The organism is Flavonifractor sp. (assembly GCF_019422385.1).
Lineage (GTDB): Bacteria > Bacillota > Clostridia > Oscillospirales > Oscillospiraceae > Flavonifractor > Flavonifractor avistercoris.
Genome location: NZ_JAHZDL010000120.1, coordinates 1,992 through 6,106 on the forward strand (window position 1 = coordinate 1,992; position 4,115 = coordinate 6,106).

2 protein-coding genes are annotated in these 4,115 nt (G+C 63.2%); both read left to right on the forward strand.

Features of this window, described 5'->3' with window-relative positions:
- Positions 1-1,899, forward strand: a 1,899-nt coding sequence (locus QZ378_RS11955) for a hypothetical protein (protein WP_291258428.1), incomplete at its 5' end; no start/stop codon positions are given.
- Positions 1,896-3,839 (forward strand): GHKL domain-containing protein, encoded by a 1,944-nt coding sequence (locus tag QZ378_RS11960; protein ID WP_291258429.1) that lies wholly within the window; start codon positions 1,896-1,898, stop codon positions 3,837-3,839. The genes QZ378_RS11955 and QZ378_RS11960, both read left to right, overlap by 4 nt.
- Positions 3,840-4,115 lie beyond the last annotated feature (276 nt).

Sequence of the window (4,115 nt, forward strand, 5' to 3'; positions counted from 1 at the left end):
GGCCTGCCTGCGCCGGAACCGGAGGAACCCCCGCAGCCTGCGCCCATGATCTCCGCCGTCGTGACCGGCTTTGCTGGAGACGGTCTGCCCGCTCTGCCCGCCGTTACCCTCCCGGTGCGGCAGACGGGCAACAGCGACGACGATCTGGAGCCGCTATACAGGCTGGCGGTTCAACAACAATCGGTGACCGCCCTTGTAACGGCGGGGGAGGAGAGCCGGCAGGAACCCCTGGGCGTGGCCTGGGATTTTGGCGACATCGACCAAACCAAGACCGGGACTTATCAGGCGGTGGGACGGATCGAGCTGCCCGAGGGCTACGTCCTCGCCGAGGGTGTGCCGGGGGCACTGTACATCCCGGTCACGGTGGAGGATCAGTCCCCGGAGGTCATCACCGCAGTGGAATCCTGGTACCCCTATACCGACGCATTTGCCCTGCCCCTGGGCAGTGCTTTGGAGGTTCTGGAGGAGAAATTTTGCTTCTCCCCCTATACCCTCCAATGCGAAACGGAGAGTGGGAAAACCGTGACCGCCGCCATCGAGTGGGACTTCTCCGGCGTGGAATTCCAGACCGTGGGGGTCTATCTGGCGGTGGGCACGGTGCTCCTGCCGGAAAACACGGTCTTTGGGGATGGGCTTGTTCTGCCCCAGATCACCGTTCCTGTCTCCGTCCAGCAGCAGGGCAGGCCGGAACTCAACTGCCTTCTGGCCGCACGGGGGGCACTGGTCTTTCCCTGGGTGGCCCCACCCGGTGATCTGGCTGCTGTGCGCGTATGGCTGTCGGAGGATGGCGGGCCGTGGGAGGAGATTACGGACGGAGCCTGCTGGGATGAAACCCAGCTGTCCCTGTTCACCGATCTTCTGAATACGGGGTGCCATTACCGCATCCAGGCCGACTACGATGGCGGACAGACGGGAATCTTATCCTTTCTCTACGCCGACGAGATCGTGCTGGAGGGCTACCACGACGGGGACCGGGACGGCGGGGACACCGGCGGAAATCCGCCCCAGGACATCGTCCAGCCTCCCGCTGACACTGGGGATGACCGGACCGACGCCGCCCCGGAGCCATGGGAGCCGGAGGAGGATGACCTGCCCCGCCGCCCGGAGACACCAGAGGAAGATCCGGAGGTTTCAAAACCGGAGCCCTTTCAGGAGCGGGTGACGGAGACCGAAAGCCTGCTGTCCGGGGCCCGGGTGCTGACCATGGCCCAGGTGGGGCCGGTGCGCTTTTCCAAGCAGGGGGTGACCCTCACCCTGTCTGACGCCGCCTTAGACGCTCTTTCCCTCCATGCTGACAGCGTCTTTTACATTGAGTTGTTTCCCACGGAGGACGGCTTTTCCCTCACTGTGGAGGTGGACGGGCGGGGAATATCCGATTTTCCGGACTGTGAGGTGATGCTGCCGGTCACGCTGGAACAGGATGGAGCTGTCCTCGTGCTGACGGGGGAAGATGGTACGGCCGCTGCCGGAACACTGGATGCCGAGCGGGGCATCGCGGTCTTTCCTATCCGGCATACGGGCCGGTACACCCTGTCAGAGATGCTGACCGAGCAGTCGGAGACGGAACCCGTGCCGGATGCACTCCCCGCCGCCCAGTCGGAGGAACCAGTCACAGCAGAGGAAGAAGCAGGGGCCGCCGTTCCCGCGCAGACGAAGTCCTGTGCCGTGTCCGCACAGCCGTCTGACTCGTCGGAGCAGACCGCCAGGGAGCCTGCCGCCCCTTCGGACAGCCCGGAGCCCGAACTCCCGGAGCAGACTTCTGCATCTCAGGAACCTGAAGAACTGTCAGAGCCGTCTATGCCTAAACGGGAGGCAGCCCCCGCCGCCGCTCTGGTTCTCCCGGGCGGGGCGGTGCTGGTTGGCCTTGGAGTCCTTCTCTGGAGGAGGTGGCGGCGATGAAACCTGTCTACCGTCAGCTGCTGGCCCTGCTGCTGGCCGTGGTGCTGGGCTCCGCCCTGTGCCTGAGCCTGTATGTCTGGGACAACAAATATACCCGCCCCGGCGCCCAGCCTATGGATGGCCTGCTGACCCTGACGGATGAGGAACTGGGGCAGACCGACCTCCACTTTCTCATCCACGGCTGGGCCTTCTACCCCGGCGTACTTCTCACCCCGGAGGAGTGGACGGCACACGGCACGGAGCACTACATGATCTATACCTCCATCGGGGAACGCACCCGCTTTGACCAGCCGGACGGGGTGACGCCCCATGGATGCGGGACCTATGCGCTGACCCTGGATTTGCCGGAGACCCCCGCCCAATACGGCCTGGAGCTGCCGGAGATCTACTCCGCCTATCGGCTCTATCTCAACGGAAATCTGGAATTGCAGGTGGGGGAACCGGACTTGAAGCACTACCAGCCCCGCACCCAGAACCGCATGGTCACCTTTACAGGAAGCGGTCTCACCACCATCCTGCTGGCGGTGCGGGATGACTCCCATTTTTACAGCGGGCTGGTCTATCCCCCGGCCCTGGGCACGCCCCTGGCAGTCAACCTCAGCCGGGGGCTGCGGCTGGGACTGGCGGTATGCGTAACGCTGTGCGGGGTATTGGGGGCGGCGCTGGCCGCCTATTTCGGTGTGCGGATGCGCCACAAAAACGCCCTGCTTTTCGCCCTTTTGTGCCTGGCAGGATCGCTGTTCACTGCCTACCCCATTCTGCACAGCGCCGCCGCCCTGCCACCCCGGCCCTGGTATGCCTTGGAGATCTCCGTGGGTTATGCCATGGTGGTGCTGGTGGTAACGCTGCAAAACCGGCTCTGTCAGACCCGACGCCCAGTTGCCCTGACGGTGGAAATCGTGGGCTGGCTGTTTTGCCTGGCAGCCCTCTGCTACGGACTGCTGTCTCCATACCTGACGATCCCGGTGATGAAAGTATTCTCCCTGCTGATTTTCTGCTTCAAGATTGGTTCCGCGGTCTATCTGTTGGGAGCGGCCCTCCGGGCGGTCCGGCAGCAGGTCCCCCAGGCCGCGCCGCTGTTTTTCGCCGCCGCCTTCTATGCAACGCTTCTTCTCTGGGACCGACTGCTGCCGGCCTTTGAGCCGGTGGTCACCGGCTGGTTCGGTGAGTGGGGCAGCTTTGCCATGACGCTGACCATTGGGTATGTCCTCTGGCGGGACATCGTCAGCGCCTACCGCTTCAATCTGGCCTTCGCGGCGGAGTACCGGCAGATGGAGCGGCAACTGGCCATGCAGGTGGAGTACGCCGACCAGCTCGCCCAGCGCTCCGACGAAAACCGACGGCTCATCCACGACTTCCGTCAGCACCTGCGTACCATCACGGAGCTGGCGGGACAGATTGAGAGCCGTCCGGAGACCGAGGAACACCGCCGGGAGCTGCTGCGCTATCTGGAGGATTTCCCTTCCGTTTTGGCACGGCGGCCCGGGGTGTCCCCCGGCAGTTTCTGCAACCGGGCGCCGGTGGACGCCCTGCTACAATATTATAGCGCCGCCACCCAGCGGCAGGAGATCCGGGCGGACCTGGCTCTGACCATTCCGGCGGGGGTCCCTCTGGGGGACGTGGAGTGGTGTACTGTTCTGGGCAACCTGCTGGAAAACGCCCTGGAGGCCTGCCAGCGCCAGAGCCGGGGGGAGCGGCGGCTGTCCCTCACAAGCCGGGCCACGGAGGGGACCCTGTTCCTTCTGGTGGAGAACACCTACGACGGCCGGTTTGACCGGTCGGAGGGACATATCCTCTCCCGCAAGGAAGGAGGTGTCCGCTGTGGCATCGGCCTGAGCTCGGTGCGGGAGACGGTGGAGCGCCACGGCGGGACGATGGATCTCTACCCCGGAGAGGATGTCTTTCAGGTGGGGATCACCCTGCCGATTCACAACAGATGATGAACACTCAAATTAGTAAAGAGAAGATTACTGTAACGCGCCCACAAACTTGTAGTAGATTGTGATGATTTTCTCCTTGCCGATGCGGTTGATGAGTTCGTTGAGCATACTTTGTCATACATCGCAAAAGTTGCGAGGGCATTGGATGTAATTTCTATTCCTCGCTCAATTCTCTTCTGTCTTAGTCTCTCCTTAGTAGAGTGGGATCTTCTGGTTGGTTCATCATGAACCTATCCTCGGTCCACCGCCAGGGCAAAATCTCCCCCTGGCGGTGGA

Coding starts and splice junctions, on each gene's coding strand:
- QZ378_RS11960 (WP_291258429.1), top strand. CDS start 1,896: ATGAAACCTGTCTACCGTCAGCTGCTGGCCCTGCTGCTGGCCGTGGTG.